Source organism: Paenarthrobacter sp. CM16 (assembly GCF_013179505.1).
In the GTDB taxonomy this organism is placed as follows: Bacteria; Actinomycetota; Actinomycetes; order Actinomycetales; family Micrococcaceae; genus Arthrobacter.
The window spans coordinates 1-16,496 of the sequence record NZ_JABMCX010000090.1 but is presented as its reverse complement, the minus strand read 5'-3'; the positions used below and the strand labels follow the sequence as shown (position 1 = coordinate 16,496).

At 64.1% G+C, this 16,496-nt stretch carries 13 protein-coding genes and 2 pseudogenes; 7 read left to right on the top strand and 8 right to left on the bottom strand.

The window, feature by feature from the left end; all coding sequences use genetic code 11:
• The 5 genes and pseudogenes from HP499_RS10040 to HP499_RS10020 all read right to left on the bottom strand — a co-directional run.
• A pseudogene (locus tag HP499_RS10040) lies at positions 1-334 on the bottom strand (transposase); the annotation flags it as partial.
• Positions 335-519: 185 nt separating this feature from the next.
• Positions 520-2,709, bottom strand: coding sequence for an alpha-galactosidase (locus HP499_RS10035; protein WP_172323938.1), 2,190 nt, complete (start codon positions 2,707-2,709; stop codon positions 520-522).
• Positions 2,710-2,828: 119 nt separating this feature from the next.
• Positions 2,829-4,175 (bottom strand): sugar ABC transporter substrate-binding protein, encoded by a 1,347-nt coding sequence (locus HP499_RS10030; protein WP_172323937.1) that lies wholly within the window; start codon positions 4,173-4,175, stop codon positions 2,829-2,831.
• 67 nt (positions 4,176-4,242) lie between these two features.
• Positions 4,243-5,169 carry a carbohydrate ABC transporter permease gene (locus tag HP499_RS10025; protein ID WP_172323936.1) on the bottom strand — a complete coding sequence of 309 codons (927 nt, stop codon included), beginning with the start codon at positions 5,167-5,169 and terminating at the stop codon, positions 4,243-4,245.
• A 9-nt stretch (positions 5,170-5,178) separates the two neighbouring features.
• On the bottom strand, positions 5,179-6,138 hold the full coding sequence (locus HP499_RS10020; RefSeq protein ID WP_172323935.1) for a carbohydrate ABC transporter permease: 960 nt from the start codon (positions 6,136-6,138) through the stop codon (positions 5,179-5,181).
• A 212-nt stretch (positions 6,139-6,350) separates the two neighbouring features.
• On the opposite strand from HP499_RS10020, the gene HP499_RS10015 reads away from it, so the two are divergent.
• Positions 6,351-7,550 carry a Gfo/Idh/MocA family protein gene (locus tag HP499_RS10015; RefSeq protein WP_172323934.1) on the top strand — a complete coding sequence of 400 codons (1,200 nt, stop codon included), beginning with the start codon at positions 6,351-6,353 and terminating at the stop codon, positions 7,548-7,550.
• Positions 7,551-7,564: 14 nt separating this feature from the next.
• A complete protein-coding gene (locus HP499_RS10010; RefSeq protein ID WP_172323933.1) occupies positions 7,565-8,584 on the top strand; it encodes a LacI family DNA-binding transcriptional regulator in 1,020 nt (339 codons plus the stop codon).
• A 32-nt stretch (positions 8,585-8,616) separates the two neighbouring features.
• Here the strand turns inward: HP499_RS10010 and HP499_RS10005 are convergent, their stop codons facing one another.
• Together HP499_RS10005 and HP499_RS10000 are read right to left on the bottom strand one after the other, a co-directional pair.
• Positions 8,617-9,987, bottom strand: coding sequence for an FtsX-like permease family protein (locus HP499_RS10005; protein ID WP_253951506.1), 1,371 nt, complete (start codon positions 9,985-9,987; stop codon positions 8,617-8,619).
• Positions 9,980-10,726, bottom strand: a complete 747-nt coding sequence (locus HP499_RS10000; protein ID WP_172323932.1) for an ABC transporter ATP-binding protein — start codon at positions 10,724-10,726, stop codon at positions 9,980-9,982. The genes HP499_RS10005 and HP499_RS10000 overlap by 8 nt, the downstream gene beginning before the upstream one ends.
• A 177-nt stretch (positions 10,727-10,903) precedes the next feature.
• Here HP499_RS10000 and HP499_RS09995 point away from each other — a divergent pair, with 177 nt between their 5' ends.
• Genes HP499_RS09995 through HP499_RS09975 form a run of 5 tightly spaced genes read left to right on the top strand, consistent with a single transcriptional unit; the run spans position 10,904 to position 16,247 of the window.
• Positions 10,904-11,263 (top strand): hypothetical protein, encoded by a 360-nt coding sequence (locus HP499_RS09995; RefSeq protein ID WP_172323931.1) that lies wholly within the window; start codon positions 10,904-10,906, stop codon positions 11,261-11,263.
• Entirely contained in the window at positions 11,263-12,846 is a 1,584-nt protein-coding gene (locus tag HP499_RS09990; protein WP_216659899.1) for an ATP-binding protein, read from the top strand. Before HP499_RS09995 ends, HP499_RS09990 begins: the two co-directional genes overlap by 1 nt.
• The gene (locus tag HP499_RS09985) at positions 12,843-13,502 is read left to right on the top strand and encodes a response regulator transcription factor (protein WP_172323930.1); all 660 of its coding nucleotides are present in this window, start codon (positions 12,843-12,845) and stop codon (positions 13,500-13,502) included. The genes HP499_RS09990 and HP499_RS09985 overlap by 4 nt, the downstream gene beginning before the upstream one ends.
• The gene (locus HP499_RS09980) at positions 13,499-15,019 is read left to right on the top strand and encodes an SLC13 family permease (protein WP_172323929.1); all 1,521 of its coding nucleotides are present in this window, start codon (positions 13,499-13,501) and stop codon (positions 15,017-15,019) included. The genes HP499_RS09985 and HP499_RS09980 overlap by 4 nt, the downstream gene beginning before the upstream one ends.
• Positions 15,020-15,041: 22 nt before the next feature.
• Positions 15,042-16,247: a glycerate kinase gene (locus HP499_RS09975; RefSeq protein ID WP_172323928.1), complete on the top strand. Its 1,206-nt coding sequence runs from the start codon at positions 15,042-15,044 to the stop codon at positions 16,245-16,247.
• A 4-nt stretch (positions 16,248-16,251) separates the two neighbouring features.
• Here HP499_RS09975 and HP499_RS09970 read toward each other — a convergent pair.
• Positions 16,252-16,496 (bottom strand): annotated as a pseudogene (locus HP499_RS09970) (DeoR family transcriptional regulator); the annotation flags it as partial.

The following is a 16,496-nucleotide window of genomic DNA, read 5'->3' as shown; positions in this document are numbered from 1 at the left end:
ATCGCCAGGCCCGGCAGGTAGCCGACCAGCACCCCGGCGGCCTGGGCCACCGCGACGGGAAGCGCACCGATGGTCGCGGGCTGGTCAACAACAAACAGGATCCGGCCGTTGTCCTCCAGCTCGGCCATGATCTCCCGGATTTTGGCTTCATCATTGGGCAGCGCCCGGTCCAGCAATTTCCTGCCGGCCCGGTCCACGGCAACGGCATGATGGACGCCCTTACCAACATCCAAACCAATAAACACTTCGACAGCGTCGTGGTTCGTGATCATCTGGCACCTCCAGTCGTAGTCAACTACCGCACTGGCCCGCCAGCGGTGTCAGGACCCGGCACCCACGTTACGCACGACGTTCCCGAACTGTCCTGCCCCTATCAGCGGTCTCCCGGCACCTACCAACCCCGGTGACAACACTCTCAAGATCATCGAATCAACAGAGGGTCGCAATCATGCCGGGATCAGCAGGCCAGCACACCCATATCCTGCACCAGGAAACGGGCTACGAAAAAGGTAACGAGGGTCAGAGGGCCGTGAACCGCAGCAGGATGGCGTGCTCCGGGTTCAGGACCGGCATGGGCAGACCTACCTCGCCCAGGAAGCGCCCGCTGGCCTCCGCTCCCGAAGCCACCCACGGTGCCGGCCTGGCCTCAGTGAACGTGTGCCCGTAGTCGGCATCACCGGGGGCAGGGAAGATAGCCTCCACCCGGTATGTACGTAACGGGTCCAGCCCCGGAACCGCCACCCGTCCGGGCAGTTCGGCAAACCCTGTCCGCGTCTTCACCACAGCGAAAAGTGCCGCCGTGGCGCCGGCCGGGGTGCCGGCGTCGGACGTTTCAGTGTCCGCAACAACGCCGTGCACCATCAGTGACTCGTCCGGCACATCGGCCCGCACCATCCGGCCGCTGTGGATCAGTCCGCGGTGTTCCTTGTACAGGCCAATGAAGCGCTTGAGCTCATCGCGTTCGGCACCGGTGACGGAGCGGACATCCCACTCCATGCCGAAGTGTCCGAACAACGCCGTGATGGCGCGGAAGGAGAGGTCGTGGGTGCGGCCGGTGGTGTGCGATGTGGTGGGTCCAATGTGGCCGCCCACCAGCTCGGGTGGAAGCACCAACCCTGTCCATCGTTGAATGGTCTGCCGTTCCAAGGCGTCGTTGCAGTCCGAGGCCCAGATGCGGTCGGTCCGTTCCAGGATCCCAAGGTCCACACGGGCGCCACCGGAGGAGCAGCTTTCAATCTCGACCCCGGGATGGGCTGTACGCAGTGCATCAAAGAGCCGGTAGGCCGCCAACGTTTGCTCGTGCACCGAAGCCCGGCCGGCATGCCCGTGTTCCAGGAGGTCGCGGTTCTGGTCCCACTTGAGGTAGCTGATGGTGTTCTCGCTCAGCAGCGCGTCGATGCGGTCGTAAATGTACTGCCATGCGTCCGGGTTCACCAGATCGATCACGTGCTGCTGCCGCCATCCCAGGGGCAGCCGGCCACCGTCCTTGTGGGAAAGCGCGGACGGACCCACGAGCCATTCGGGATGCGCCCTGGCGATGTCCGAGTCCAGGTTGACCATTTCCGGCTCAACCCACAGCCCGAACTCCATACCGCGGCTGGTCACGGCATCAATTAGCGGCGTCAGCCCATCAGGCCAGAGGGTTTCGTCCACATACCAGTCGCCCAGGCCGGCGTGGTCGCCGCGGCGCCCGCGGAACCAGCCGTCGTCGAGCACAAAACGCTCAACCCCAAGGTCGGCAGCGGACTCCGCAAGCTCGATCAGGGTGTCCAGGTTGTGGTCGAAGTACACCGCTTCCCAGGTGTTGAGGACTACCGGGCGGGCCTTTCCGGAAGCTGCACCCACGTGGTGCGGACGTGAGCGGAACCAGGAGTAGAACGCTTCCGAGATCCCGTCCAAACCACGGTCCGAGTACGCCGCAAACAGTGCGGGCGTGGTGTAACTCCCGCCGGGCTGCAGGACTACTTCGGCCGGCCCCAGAAGCTCGGAGCCACCCACCATGGTCCGGCCATCGGCAACGCTGTCCGCAAATTGCTCGTGGTTGCCGCTCCAGGCCAGGTGCGTGGCCCACACCTTGCCGTGGCGGTTGCCGAATCCGGCGGTCCCCGCAGCCAGCAGCAACGAGGAATCGTGCCCGGTGCGTCCGTGGCGTCCGGTCCGTACCCAGGTTCCCTGCTGGATGGCCCGGCGCTGCGGGTGGCGTTCACGGCACCAGCGACCTGTCAGGTCCAAAAGTTCGACGGCGTCAGGCGCCACCGGGAGCATCGTCGCCAGCTCATCAATCTGGAAAGACGAGGTGCCGTCGTTGTTAGCCGTGTGCCGCAGTTCGAGAAGCCCGCCCGGGTGCAAGGTGAGGTTGCTGGTCACGGTGATGCCGGCGTCGGGATCGGACTGAACCACGACGGCGGCAGTACCGTCCGCCGTCGCGCTCACCGTGCGAAGGCGGAGGGAGAAATCAAAGCCGGGTACGCCGTCGGTAATGCGCTGGCCACGCAGTCCGGGCCGTCCTTGCCAACTCGAGGAAGCCTGCGGCAGGAGCCCTGCGGGGACGTTGGCGTCGATGGCGGAAGGCGGAATTGGCTCGTTGAGAATGGCCAGGTCAGGCAGGGTCTCGCCCAGGTCGGCTCCCCAGTGGGTTATCTCAGCCTCGCCACGGTGGGTGCTGATCACCAGGCTGGTACCTGCGGAACGGAGATGGAGCGGGTGCATGTATGAAGTCACTTTCAATCGGGTGGGCTGTGAACCGGTAGGGAGGTGTTGTGGGGCCCGCTCTGCGCGCTTCGCAATCAAAATAGCGCGCAAAGCGGGCCCCACAACGGGTGGGGGTGTTACTTCGCGAAGAGGGCGTTGACCTGTTCGTTGGCGGCCGTCAGTGAACTGGCCGGGGACTTGCCGGCGATCACAGCGTCCATTGCCGGCTTCATGATTCCTGAAACCTTGGAGGCGTTGTCCGTGATTGGGAGCATGAAGGTGGTCTTGTCCTTCACGTGCTGGGTGAAGGCGCTGACGTCCACGTTCTTGGCCTTGAAGGCTTCTGCGGCTTTATCCGAGGAAGTGCTGATGGCCGGGAACACCACGGCTTTGGAAGCCACGACATCCTGGCAGGCTGCCGAGCCCAGGTATTCGACCCACTTGATGGCGGCGTCCTTCTTCTTGGTGCCGGCCCATACGGAGTCGGCCAAGCCGTTGAACATGGAGGCACGCTTACCTTCGGGGCCCTGGGGTGTGGGGGCGATCCCGACGTCGATGCCCTTGTAGCCGGTGTACTGGCCGATCATCCAGGAGCCATTGCTGTTGATGGCGGCCTTCCCTGCACCGAAGTTATCGGCGGCATTGGCGCCAACGGTGGTTTCAAGCTTGGGCATGTAGCCCTTCGCGGCGAGCGAGGCCCACCAGTCGATGGTGTCCTGGAGCTTCTTGTCGTCGTAGTTGAAGCGGGTGCCCCAGGGGTTCTTGTCTGTGGTGGTCCAGCCCGTGGTGGCGGAGAGGTAGCTCCATTGGGTCTGGCCGGCGTTCTCGGCGTCGGAGCCCGGCAGGCCCAACCCGTAGACGGCAACGTTGTTCTTGTCGAAGCCCGTTTCGTCGCCGCGTTTGCCGTTCTTGTCCACTGTGAGTCGGGCGATTGCTTTCTCGTACGTTCCACCGTCCTGCGGGTTCCAGGTCAGGGAACCCATCTGTTCAGGGGTGATGCCGGCCTCTGTGGCCATCTTCTGGTTGTAGAACAGGGCAATGGTGTCCCAGTCTTTGGGCAGCCCGTAGCGCTTGCCATCCTGGCCCACCCAGAGGTCCGCGAGGCCTTCGTTGTACTGGGAAAGGTCTACCTTGTCCTGCGCGATCTGCTCGTCAAGGGCCACCAACTGCTTGGTCTTGAGGAAGTCCGGGTACTTGGACAGGTGGTCCGTAAAGACATCCGGTGCAGTGCCGGCGGCCATGCCGTTGGTGAGCTTGGACCAGTAGTCGTCCCAACCGGTCTGGGTGATCTTGACGGTGATGTCAGGGTTGGCCTTGGTGAAATCCGTGGCGCACTGCTGGTAGGCCGGGAGCTGGTTGGCGTCCCAGAGCCAGTAGCTGATCTCGCCCTTGGCAGCCTCTGCTCCGGAGGCTCCGCCCGAGCAGGCGGACAGTGAGAGGATAGCGGCTGCGGCGACGGCGCCTAATGCCTTCTTGTTCATCATGGTTGGTCCTTTCAGGACGGGGTGGGGTGCGTGCCGGTACATGCCGGTTTCTGCGGGAGGGAGGAGGTTATTTGGTGCCGTTGAAGCCGATGGAGTTGACGATTCGTTTGCCGAAGATGGCGAAGAGGATCAGCACGGGCGTGGCGGAGACGAGGGTTGCGGCCATGAGCCCGGACCAGTCCGGCGCGCCTTGCGGGGACTGGGATTTGAAGACTCCCAGACCCACGGTGAGTACCCGGGATTCCTCCGAAGTGCCCACCAGCAGGGGCCAGAAGTACTCGTTCCACTGACCCATGAACGTCAGCAAGGCCAGGGTCGCGATCGGGGCAGCGGCGTTGGGCATGATGATCTGGAAGAAGATCCGCCAGTGCTTGGCGCCGTCCAGCATGGCGGCTTCTTCAACTTCCCTGGACATGTTCAGGAAGAACTGGCGCATGAAGAAGATCGCGAACGGGGTCATGAACAGGTAGGGCAGCACGAGCCCGAGCATGGAATTGAGCAAGCCCAGGTTCTTGATGAGCAGGAAGTTGGGCAGCGCGGTGAAGATCGGCGGGACGAGCATGGTGGCGAGGAACAGGGAGAAGACCGCGTCGCGGCCTTTCCACCTCAGCCTGGAGAAGGCATAGGCGGCCATTGAGCTGAAGAACACGGCGCAGGCTGTGGTGATGCCGGAGAAGACCAGCGAGTTCCAAAGGTACTGCCAGAAGTTGATCGAAGCGCCCGAGCCGCCTTCGGCGATGGCTTCGGAGGCACTCTGGAGACCGAAGACACGCTTGAACGCGCCTAGGTTGAAGTCCGCCGGCAGCAGGTTGGCGGAGTTCGCGGCGAGGGAGCCGTTAGAGGACAATGCCGTACGCAAAACCCAATAGAAGGGCAGGATGCTTACGGCAACGGCCAGGGTGAGGAGGGTCAGGGCGATGGCGCGGCGCCAGTTGAAGGGCCGGCGGAGCGGCCCGCGGCGGCTGCCGTTCTTTGTGGATGCAAGGGTGGTCATGGCGTGTCCTTAGTCCAGGTCCGACTGGTTGCCGCGGAGGAATTTCATCTGGATGAAAGCGACGATTGCGAGGATGAGGAAGAGGATGACGGCCAGGGCGGATCCATAGCCGAAATCCTGCTCATTGAAGGCGCGCTGGTAGATGTAGAACTGCAGCACGCGGGTTGCGTTGACCGGGCCGCCGGCCGTGGTGACGGCGACGGTGTCAAAGACCTGGAAGGAACCGATGACGGTCACTACCAGGACCAATACCAGGACCGGTCGCAGCAACGGCAAAGTGATCCGCCAGAAAGTGCTCACGGCCTTGGAACCGTCGATGCTGGCGGCCTCGTAGACGCTGTTCGGGATGGCTTGGAGGCCGGCGAAGATCAGGAGCGCCGTGTAACCCATGTGCCGCCAGGTGTTGATCAGTGCCTGGGTGGGGATGGCCCATTGCTCACTTCCGAAGAAGGCCACCCTGGGCAGTCCGGTCCATTCGATGATCTGGTTGATGATGCCGATCTGGTAGTCAAGCATCCAAAACCAGAGCAGGGCCGCGATGACGTTTGCCATCAGATACGGCATCAGGAGCGCGCCGCGGATGAGGGTCGACTTGGCGACGCGGTGCATCAGGATGGCAAGGCCCAGGGCCAACGCCGTTTGAAGGACGATGTTGATGATCACGTATTCCGTGGTGACGCCCAGGGCATTCCAAAACAGCGGGTCCTTGGCTATGCGTTCGTAGTTCCGCGTGCCGATCCATTCGGGGTCGCCGAGGATGCTGTACTCGGTGAAGCTGAGGTAGATGCCCCGGATGGTCGGGACGAGGTAGAAGAGGATCAGTCCGACCATTGCCGGAGCGATGAAGAAGAGCGCTACCTTCAGGTCCCCGATGCCGCGGAACCCGTCGGATGGTTTTCCCCGCTTCCGTGATTTCCGCGGCGCCCCGGCGGCGAGCCCGGGATCTGGTTGTTTGGTTATCGTGGTCATCGTCGACCCTTTCCTGACTGTGATATGCGTAACAACTGGACCAGAATCTACACGAGTAGATCCGAGCATAGCAAGAGCAGTCGCAAATTTTTGGTGAAAAATGTTCACATATGTTGTTTCTGTTGACTCGAGTAGATCCCGGTGCAAGACTCGACGGGAAATCAGTGAGTACACAGCGGAGGCTGCTTCGACGGCCCCAGGAAAGGTAAACAATGACGTTTTCGATCGGTGTTGTGGGTGCCGGACAGTTCGGCAGCCAATTCGCCCACTTGTTCAAGATCCACCCGGGTGTCAGCGCGGTCTACGCAATCGACGAACTCCCCGAGCGGGCAGCTGCAGCGCAGGAGCGTTGGGGACTGGATGGAGTGATGGGCAGCTTCGAGGAACTGTTGGAGTCCGACGTCGATGCTGTCGCCATCTTCACGCAGCGGTGGACTCACGGCCCCTTGGTCGAGCGCGCCCTCAGGGCCGGAAAGCACGTCTACTCAGCCGTGCCCATGGCCATTTCCGAAGAGGAAATTGAACGGATCATCGAGGCCGTGCGCGAGACCAAACTGGTCTACGCCATGGGGGAGACCAGCTATTACAACCCCGCCACCGTCTTCGCCCGGCAACAACACGCTGCCGGTAAGTTCGGCCGCATCTTCTACACCGAGGGCGATTACGTCCATGACATGGACCTTGGGTTCTATGAGGCGTATCAGTACAGCGGCGGAGAACGATGGAAGGAAACCGCCAGCTACCCTCCCATGCTCTACCCCACCCACGCCATCGGCGGAGTCCTGGGCGCCGTCCCCGGCCACGCGGTCAGCGTCAGCTGCATCGGTGTGAAGGACCAGCGCGGTGACGGCGTCTTCGACAAGGACGTGAGCATGTTCGCCAACGACTTCTCCAACGCCACGGCACTGTTTGAAATGAACGACGGCGGTGCGATGCGCACCAATGAGATGCGCCGGGTCGGGTACCCCTCACACATCCGCGAGTCCCGCTTCCGTTTCTTCGGCACCGACGCCAGCTTCGAGCAACTTGCCACCACTACCGTGTGGCAGGACAAAACCACGGTTGAAGACGTCTCCGATCAGGTGGAAACCAAGCCCACCATGTCCCTGGATGATCCCTCACTGGCAGATGTTGCGCCCGAATTGCGGGATGCCTTCATTTCCGGACTGGCCCCGGTGCATGACCAGTCCAGGCTCCCGCAGGAGTTCCTGGGAGCACCCAACGGCCATGAGGGAAGCCACCAGTTCCTGGTAGATGACTTTGTGACGGCCGTGAACAACCGCAGCCTTCCTCCCGTCAACGCCTGGGTGGCTGCCCGGTTTACGTTGCCGGGCATCGTCGCCCACGAGTCCGCGCTGCGTGGCGGGGAGCGTCTTCCCATCCGCGACTTCGGTGATGCTCCAGTGGAGTAGCTAGCATTTACCTCATGACAACTTCGGCGGTACAAACCTCGCGCGGCCCGGTTACACGCAAAGACGTGGCCCGGTACGCCGGGGTGAGTACCGCCGTCGTGAGTTATGTAGTGAACGGTGGACCCAAGAATGTGGCCCCGGCGACGGAAGCCAAAGTGCGCGATGCCATCCGTGTCCTCGGATACCGGCCCAACGCAGCTGCCCGGGCGTTGAAGCTGGGGTCAAGTGAGACGATCGGCGTGGTGGTTCCGGACAACACCAACCCGTTTTTTACGCATCTGGCCCACGCCGTGGAAGACGCCGCAGCGGAACTTGGCTTCGGCATGGTGCTCACCAACTCGGACGGCAGCCTGACGCGCGAGCGCAAGAATATCCGCACCCTGGCCGCCCGTCAGGTGGACGGTGTGTTCCTGGCCAGTTGCGTGTTCGATCCCGATGTCTCGGAACTGGAAGCCTCGGAAATCCCCGCAGTGCTCCTGAACAATGCAGGCTCGCCGCCGGAATTCAACAGCGTGGGTGTTGATCTCCAGGCTGGAGCGCGGGCTGCCGTGGAACACCTGATCGGCCACGGGCATACGAACATCGGGTTGGCGATCGGCACCAATACCGGCAACCAGATGGATGGCCGCGAGGTTGGCTGGCTGGCCACCTTGCGGGACGCCGGGTTGCCGGACGGGCCCATGCTGCACGGTCCCTTCAGCCGACCGGGCGGATATGAAGTTGGCAAGCGCTTCCTCTCCATGGCCAACCGCCCCACCGCGATCTTCGCCAGCAATGACATGCAAGCAATCGGCATCCTCCGGGCCCTTCATGAGGCCGGCGTGCGGGTGCCCGAGGACCTGGCGTTGGTCTCCTTCGATGGCTCCCTGGACTCCGAATACAGCTGGCCTGCGCTCACTACTGTTGCCCAGCCCGTTGAAGCGATGGCCCAAGCGGCCGTGCAGGCACTGGTCGGCAAGAGCCGCGGCGAAGAGCTGCAGCATCACATCCTGCCCACTGAGCTGATCATCCGGCAGTCCTGCGGCTGCAAATAGCCCCCGGGAGGTTACGACGGCGGATGGCCGGGTCAGGAGTCCATGCTCGCGTAGCGCTCCGGCCGGGCCAGCACCTGGCCGATCTGGGCCGTACCCGCCGCGACGGCCAGCCGGACCAAAAGGAAACCGGCCGCGAACACACCACCGATGGTCAGGAACACCACGGGCCGGGTCAGCAACACCATGCCCGTCAGCGGCAGGACCAGCGCGGACGCGGCAGCCGCGGAAATGCCGGCCACCAGGAACAGCGGCGACATCACGGCCTTGACCCGCGAGGCCACCATCAGCTTGCGCGGCATGCCCACACGGTCCAAGGCAACCAGCATGGATGCCCGGTCAAGCACCGCGGCTGCCTGGTTCACACCCGCTGAACACGCCACCATCAGGAACGAACCCAACAGGGTAATCATCACCCCGGTGTTGATGTCGCGGACCAACAGGGCCGTCTCATCCCCGGCGCTTCCACCCATGGTGTCCGCCACGGCCATGCCGACACCCACAAAAACGCCCACAAAGCTGGTCATCGCAACGCCCCCAACTTGCCGCCACGATTCCTTGGGGCTCTCCAGCACCGTCCGCGCGGCCAGCAGCTGCTCGGGACGCTTGGCCCGCTTGAGCTGCGAGGACGCCCTCAGGCGCAGGATCCAAGGACCCATCAGGTTCAACGCCAACAACGCCAGGCCAAAGCACCCTCCCATCACTGCGACGATCACAACGAACGCGCCAAAGCTGCTGAGCATGCCCATCGTCACCACTCCCACAACCACCACCAGAGCCGCGATGAGACCGCGAACCCAATGGACGCCGTCGGCCGTCTGCCTGGTCCGGACACCCAACGGCGTGACCACCACCTTGCGAAGTCCCAGGGCAGCACTCGCCGCAGCCAGCACGCAGACGGCCAGGATGCAGCCCAGGATGGAGGGTACGGACAGCCAGGCGTGGCCGGCAATGGCCTGGCCCCGAAACTGGATCAGCCCCAGGAACGGTGCCGCGCAGGCGTACAGACCGGCACCCGCCAGCGCGCCCACCGCAGCGAGCACGGTGGATTCGATCACGGTCATCCAGACCACGGTTGCGCTGTCGGCGCCCAACAAACGCAAGGATGCCAAGCGGTCATCACGACGACGCGCGGCGAGTCGGGCGGCCGAGGCGCCCAGCGTCAGGAGCGGGATGATGAGCAAGACCATGGCGACGACGGCGAGTGCTTGGTAAGTGCCTGCGATGTCGTCCGACCAGGACCAGAAGACCTGCGAGCCGCCGGCCACGGTCAGGAGCAGTGCGGTGACGGTGCCGAACGCGAGGACCGGCAGCCCGGCGTCGCGCAAACCAGTCTCGCGGAGGCTGCTGTCGTTGCTTCGTGCCAGGTAAGGGGTGAGCCGAAGGGCCATGGCGAGACTAGACATTGAAGGCACCTTTGAAGCTGGTGGCCGGGGTCCCCGGGACGGCTGGGGAAACCGGTCCGGCGCTGTCCGCCACGATCCTGCCGTCGCGCAGCTCCACCACGCGCTGGCATCGGGCTGCCACGTTGGGATCGTGGGTGACCACCAGCAACGTCCGCCCATTGGCTGCCACGGAGCGCAGCAGAACGTCCAAGACTTCCGTTGACGTGGCTGAGTCCAGGGCGCCGGTGGGCTCGTCCGCGAAAACAACCCGCGCGCCCGTGACCTGGGCCCGGGCGATGGCCACGCGTTGGACCTGCCCACCGGACAGCTCGCCCAAGCGGCGTTGCTCCATGCCGGCAAGGCCCAACGCGCCGAGCCACTCCGCGGCCCTTGATTCGGACGTTGCACGGTCGGTGCCGTTGAGCATCAGTGCCAAGGCCACGTTCTCCACGGCAGTCAGTTCCGGCAGGAGCATGCCTTGCTGGAACACGAAGCCGAATTCTTCCCTGCGCAGGCGGGACAACGCGGCGTCGCCCAAAGTATCCAGGCGCAAGGGGGCCGATTGCGTACTCAAGGTGATCGAACCGGCGTCGGGCCTCAAAATCCCGGCGAGGCAATGCAGCAGGGTGGTCTTCCCCGAACCGGACGGTCCGATGATCGCAATGGACTCGCCCGCATTCGCGGTGAAGTCGACGTGGTCCAGGGCAATGCTGCCGGGGTAATGCTTGGTGAGTTGCTGGGCGTGGAGGATGGCGTTCATACATCCAGCATCCCCGCCGGCCCCGTCCTGCCGCGTCAGTCCCGCGGCTGAACTCTGCGGACGCGCCTCCACCCGGGGTATGAGACCCAAGTGCTACCTACATGGGTGGGGCCCCGGATGAAGACTTCTTCATTCCCGTTTCATCAACCCCTCATAGTGGCCTGCAACGATGAACGCATGCAAACAATGCGACGAGTTCTCCTGCTGGGGGCGCTGCTGGTGATTCCGGTGCTTCTTGCAGTGGCCGGGACCTTGCTGGCGGCGCCTTCGGGACCGCCGGCGGTGGATGCGAATCCGATCGAGTTGGGACCCGGGCCGGACGGGAAGCCGGCCCCCGGCCTGGAACCAACGCAGACGCCAACGCAGACCCCGTCACCGTCCCCGACACCGACGCCCCCGGCACCAACGCCTCCGCCGGTGGCCCCGCCGCCCGCACCTGCGCCCCCTGCACCATCGCCTGAGCCGGTTGTCCCTGTTCCGGTGGTGCCGCCGGTAGTGATTGATGATGACGACGATGCTGGAGAGGTGGAGGACTGATGACCATGACGGACACCACCACAGCCACCGCAACCATGCCTGCAGTGCCGGAACGGCATCCACGCAACGGCAGCCCGCGGGCCCGGTCCGGCTCTAAGGTTCCTGCCCGTTGGAGGATCGCGGGCTGGATCCTGCTCACCACGGCACTGACGTTGCTGGCGGTCATGTTGACCATGCGTTCCCTGCTGCTGAACGGTGCGCAAACGCAGGCTCACCAGGATATTGCCCAAGAGCTCCAGGAGTTCCGTGCTTTCGCCGCGGAGGGTGTTGATCCCACCACGGCCAAGCCGTTCACGTCCATTGAGAAGATGCTGGAGATTTTCCTGAGCCGCCAGTCCGCAGCCCAAGGCGAGGTGATTGTGGGGACCGTAGGCCAACGCATCCTCTACACCCCCACGGGAGCGCTCAGCTCGCAGGCCAACGGCCACGACCTTCCGCGGGACCAGGCATTGATGGACTCGATCCGCACGGGCGACGCTTCGTCGGGGATCGCGCATACCAGTGAGGGCGAGATGCACTGGGTCCGCCTGCCGGTGGTTTCCGGCCAGGAGACAGGACACCTGATCGTGGGCATTTACATGGCCCCGCGTGAAGCGCAGGTGGCAGGAACGGTGCTCACCATTTTCTTCGTGTCCCTGGGCGGGCTGGCAGTGACAGCGGGCATCGCCTGGCTGGTGGCAGGTCAGATCCTGTCGCCGGTACGCGAGGTCCGCCGCGTCGCCGAGGATATTTCCGAGAGCGACCTGACCGCCCGCGTGCCGGTCCGGGGCAGCGATGACATTTCGGCGCTCGCGGTCACGTTCAACACCATGCTGGACCGCATTGAATCGGCATACCGGACTCAGCGGGCCTTCGTGGATGACGCGTCGCACGAGCTGCGCACGCCCATCACCGTGATCCGCGGGCACCTTGAACTCATGGAAGACGACGAGGCGGACAGGGCACGCACCCTTGCCTTGGTGGATGATGAGCTCGCCAGGATGGGCAGGATCGTCTCGGATCTGCTGCTGCTGGCCAAAGTGGACCGTCCCGGTTTCGCGCAGCCCCGTCGCACGGACGCCGCAACGCTCCTGCTGGATATTGAGGCGAAGGCGCAAGTACTGGGACCGCGGGGTTGGCCCATCCTGGAGATCGCCGAGGGAAGCATCAGCGTGGACACCCAGCGGATGACGCAGGCTGTGCTGCAGTTGGCCACGAACGCCTGCCAGTACTCGCCGGAGGACAGCACCGTCAGCCTCGGGTCACGTTTTGAAGGGGAAGGCGGCGCCCGCCGGTTCACCATCTGGGTCTCGGACCAGGGACGCGGTGTGGAGGAAGAAGAAGCGGCGCGCATCTTTGGCCGCTTCCACCGTGGCCAAGCGGCTCAGGACACCGAGCGCGCCAGGCCGGGCGCTGGACTGGGGCTGGCCATTGTCCGCAGTATCGCCGAGGCGCACCAGGGTTCTGCCTGGGTTCGGAGCACGCACGGCAACGGCGCAACGTTTGGCATTACCGTGCCATCACCGATTTACGACGACGGCGATCCCGGCTCGGGCGGCGACGTCACCGAACGCCTGGATGAAGTGAAGGAGCACCACAAGTGAGCAGGATCCTGATCGCAGAGGATGACCGTCGGATCGCCGACTTCATCGAAAAAGGCCTGAGGGCCGCCGGCTATACGTGCTTGGTGGTGGACGACGGTGCCAGCGCCTTGTTGCTGGCTCGTTCGGGCGAGTTCGGCATGATCATCCTGGACATCGGCCTGCCTATGCTCAGCGGCTTCGAAGTCCTTGAACGCCTCCGCAGTGAAGGTTCCAAGACACCGGTGATCGTGTTGACGGCCAGCGACTCAGTAGCTGACACGGTGTATGGGCTGGAGAGCGGAGCCAACGATTACATGACCAAGCCGTTCCAGTTCGCGGAGTTGCTGGCCCGGATCCGGTTGCGGCTCAACGATGACGCTGACAGCTCGCCGGTGCTGAACCTCACCCACGGCGACATGGTCCTGGACCTTCGGAGCCGGAGGGTCCGGGTGGGGGACTCCGGAGCTGATCTTACGGCCCGCGAGTTCTCGCTCCTGGAGGTCTTCCTGCGCCACCCCGGCCAGGTGCTCACCCGGGAACAGTTGATCTCCCACGCTTGGAACATGGATTTCGATCCTGCGTCGAACGTGGTGGATGTCTATGTCCGCGCGCTCCGGGCCAAGATCGGGGCGGAACGGCTGGAGACTGTTCGTGGCGCGGGGTACAGGTTGACATGAGAGAGGTCTATTACAGCTCAGCGCCCACCCCGGTGACGCAGCCGGCGGAGGGTGATGGCGGCAGGAAGATCCTTGGCGTCCTCCGTCCCGCAGCAGCGATCGCCATGATGGCGGCACTGGCCCTGATGACGGCGTTTGCCGTGAACTCGGTGAACGGGTGGGGCCTGGACGGTCACGCAGCGGTGACCCTTTGCATCTTTGTTGCAGCCATCTGGTTCTGGATCTTCTCCCCGGTGGAGGACACCTATGTAGCCTTGGGTGCCGCCGTCGCACTGGTGATCAGCGGGACCCTTCCCATGCAGAGTCTCTTTGCCGCCTTGGGTGAGGACACCATCTGGTTGCTGATGGCGGCGTTCGTCATTGCCAGTGCGGTGGCTTCCACTGGCCTGGCGGCGAGGGGTGCAGCCTTCATCATTTCCGGTGCGCGTTCTGTCCGGCAATTGGCGCACTTGTCCTGCCTTGGCTTGGTAGTGACGGCTTTCGCCATCCCTGCGACGTCCGGCAGGGCAGCGCTGGTCCTGCCCATCTTCCTGACGTTGCGGAAAGTCCTTCAGGACCGTCCTGCCGTGGTGAAGATGTTGGCGGTGCTGTTTCCCACGGTGATTCTGCTGTCCGCGGTCAGCTCCTTCCTCGGTGCCGGAGCTCACCTGATTACCAGCCAGATCCTGCAATCCGCGGGCTTTCCGGGCTTCGACTTTGCGTCCTGGCTGTTGCTGGGCCTGCCGTTGGGTCTGGCCACCTCCTTCATGGCCACAGAACTGGTGGTCAGGCTGTTCACGGCAGCCCCGGACAGGACCAAACCCCTCGGGATCAACATGGCCGAGCTGCAGAAGGACAGCCCCCAACGCATCTCGGGACCACTGGACCTGGACGAGCAACGATCGCTGTTGCTGCTCGGCGCGGTGGTGACACTGTGGTGCACCGAACCGATCCATGGGCTCGATCCCGCCCTGGTGGCCCTCATGGGAGCCCTGGTGGTTTCACTGCCGTCCTACGGATCCGTCACGCTGGGCTCCGCGCTGAAGAAGGTGCCCTGGTCCATGCTGATCTTCATGGCTGCCACCCTGGCGCTGGGATCGAGCCTGGTGACCACGGGTGCCGCCGCATGGCTGGCACATTCCCTGTTGGGACCTGTGGCTGTGTTCGGCGCGGCGAAGCCTTACATCTTTGTGGTGGTTGTTGTGGTGGTGTCCACTGCCGCGCACCTGGTCATCCAGTCACGATCAGCCCGTTCTGCAGTCCTCATCCCCATCGTGGTGGCTTCGGCAGCGCCCATGGGAGTGGAACCCATGGCAGCAGCTTTTGCCTCCACCGCCGCAGCAGGCTTCTGCCATACGCTCACCAGTTCCGCTAAACCGGTGGCCATCTTTGCCGAAACAGACGGCAAGGCCAACTACCAGCCGGCGGATCTCCTCCGGCTCTCTGCCTGGCTGGCACCCCTGAGCGTCGTCGTCGTCCTGCTGTTCGCTTTCACGGTGTGGCCCCTGCTGGGCCTGCCGCTCATCACCTCGCCATAACCCACAAGAAAAAGGTGTCCTCATGGTCATGTCCATTCCGCAACGCATTCTGGTTGCGCCCTCCGGTTTCAAGGAAAGCCTCGACGCCGTTGAAGTCGCCGCCGCGATTTCTGCCGGAATTCGCCGGGTCATTCCGGGCGTCAGCATCAACTCCGTCCCCATGGCTGACGGCGGCGAAGGCACGGCGGCAGCGCTTGCCAGCGCCACCGGCGGCAAGATCATCCGCACCCGGGTCACCGGTCCGGTAGGCCTGCCGGTTGATTCCCACTTTGCAGTCCTTGGCACGGTGGACCGGCCAACAGCGGTGGTGGAGATGGCTGCCGCGGCCGGCCTGCGCCTGGTCCCGGGCACCATGCGCAACCCCGGGCTGACCACTACCCGAGGGGTGGGGGAGTTGATCCTGGCGGCCTTGGACCAAGGCGTGGAACGCATCGTGGTGGGCTGCGGGGATTCAGGAACGTCCGACGGCGGTGCGGGCGCCCTGCGTGCCTTGGGCGTCAGGATTCTGGACGCGAAGGGCAAAGACCTGCCGGAGGGCGGTGCTGCCTTGGCAGATGCCGGGAGTGTGGACTTCTCGGGGCTGGATCCCCGGCTGGCCGCGTGCCAACTGGAGTTGGCGCTGAACCCGTTCAATGTCCTCTGTGGTCCGCAAGGCGTGGCCCGGGTGTTCGGCCCGCAGAAGGGTGCCACGCCGGATCAGGTGGAACAACTGTCCCAAGGCCTGGATCATTGGGCTGCCCTGTTGGCCGAAGCCACCGGCACCCCGGAGGAATTCCTCAGGACCGGCCCGGGAACAGGAGCCTCGGGCGGGCTTGGCGCCGGACTTGCTGCGGTAGGTGGCCGGTTGGTTCCACGATTCGAACTCTTGCTGGATTCAGGGCTGGCCGGGATAGACCTCGACGCCCACATTGCCAACGCCGACCTGGTGGTCACGGCTGAGGGCGCTATCGATTTCCAAACGCCGCGGGGCAAGGTCCCGGCGGAAGTTGCGCGGCGCGCACAACGGGCAGGAGTCCCCGTGCTGGCTTTCGCAGGTTCCATTGGCAAGGACGCAGCGGACGTCCACGCCGCCGGCATCGACGCCATTGCCGGGATCATCCCGATTCCCATGGACCTGGACAGGGCCGTTGCCGAAGGAGCCACCTTGTTGCAGGAAGCTACGGAGCGCACCTTCCGGGTACTGCTGTTGGGTTCGGCTATCTCGTCCCGCGTGGGTGCGGCCGCCTAGCCTTTTAGGCGCCTGCGATCCTCAGCTTGGCCACATTCTCGGCCAGGACACGGCGGGCATCTTCGCCGAGCATCGAATCGGTGATCAGTTCGTCGGCCTCCTCCAACTGGGCGATCGACGCGATGCCCACCACGCCCCATTTGCTGTGATCAGCCAGCACCACGGTGCTTCGCGCTGACGTCATGAACGCGCGGTCGGTTTCGGCTTCCAGCAGGTTGGGCGTAGTGAAACCGGCCTGTGCATCCATGC